This window comes from Pedobacter sp. 01N416, from assembly GCF_056399685.1.
Genome location: NZ_JBFTRT010000839.1, coordinates 1 through 1465 on the forward strand (window position 1 = coordinate 1; position 1465 = coordinate 1465).

Sequence of the window (1465 nt, forward strand, 5' to 3'; positions counted from 1 at the left end):
CTACCAACTCAGCACAGGTTATTGCTACCGTTGGACAACCTTATGGATCATTGTTCGGAACCGCCTTTTTAAGAGATGGCAATGGAAATATCATTGTAAACGCTACAGGTGCGCCAGCAACAAACCCAACCAAACAGGTACTGGGAAAATATACACCAGATTGGATTGGCGGGGTGTACAATACCTTCACGTATAAAGGCATAAGTTTAGGTGTATTGGTTGATGCGAGTATTGGTGGTTCTATCTACAATGGTACCTATGCAACAGGCACGTATACAGGAGTATTGGCTTCTACACTTCCTGGAAGAGCAACAGAATATGGCGGAATCTCATATTATTATCCGGATAATAAAAAGGAAAATAGCACCGTAAGGGTAAACGGAACCACTCCGGCAGGTGTAACGGTTTATGATGATGGGATTGTTTTTGATGGCGTAACTGCCGATGGTAAACGCAATGAAAAAGTATTGCCTGCGCAACAATATTATAAATCGTTCAGAAACATTGATGAAGCAAATATATTCGATGCTTCATATGTAAAACTCCGTGAGGTTAAATTAAGTTACAACCTGCCATCAAAATGGCTCCGCCCATTAAGTTTACAGGGCGTTTCAGTATCGCTTGTGGGACGCAATCTTTGGATTATCCACCGCAACACAGTAGATATCGATCCGGAAGTAGCTTTTAATACGGGTAACGGTCAGGGTTTAGAAAGTCTTTCTAATCCAAGCACACGCAGTTACGGTATAAACCTGAATGTTAAATTTTAATCTTACCATCATGAAAAATAAAAAACTATATATACTGGCTATTCTGGCAATTGCATTTTCATCTTGTAATAAAGAGCTTGATGAGGTAAATATTAATCCGAATGCTCCGGAAATTCCACAACCAGATTATTTACTTACTGGTACCACTAAAACTACAGCTGATACGTATTGGGGGGTAACCAATAACATGAACTCGAGTCTGCTTTTTGCACAACAATGGGCTAAAGTTCAATATACCGAAGAAGATCGTTATATCTTTTCTAACAGTAGTTTTACTTCGTTATGGTCTACCGGTTATGCGCAAAGTATTGCTGGCTTTAATAAAATTATCGAATTGGGCGATGCACAGGGCAATCCAAATTATAAAGGTGTAGCCCTGATACTGAGATCGTGGGTGTTTTTGTTACTTACCGATGCTTATGGAGATATACCGTACGCACAGGCTGGGAAAATCAAACAGTTTGTTACACCAGTTTACGATAAACAAAAGGACGTTTACTACGGTATTCTTAACGATTTAAAGACTGCACAGGCAGCTTTAGATCCAGCTTCAGGAAAAGTTATAGGGGGAGATGTKATTTATAGCGGCAATATTGCTTTATGGAAAAAGTTTGCCAATTCTTTACGCCTTCGTATCGCATTACGCATTGCAGATAAAGAGCCAGCTAAAGCTAAACAGGTAATAGATGAAATAC

Annotated in this window: 1 protein-coding gene and 1 pseudogene; both read left to right on the forward strand. The window is 39.6% G+C overall.

Annotation, left to right across the window (positions count from 1 at the left end; genetic code table 11):
* Window positions 1–770 (forward strand): annotated as a pseudogene (locus AC1DND_RS27695) (SusC/RagA family TonB-linked outer membrane protein); the annotation flags it as partial.
* Window positions 771–780: 10 nt separating this feature from the next.
* On the forward strand, window positions 781–1465 hold a 685-nt coding region (locus AC1DND_RS27700; RefSeq protein WP_477586051.1), incomplete at its 3' end, for a SusD/RagB family nutrient-binding outer membrane lipoprotein.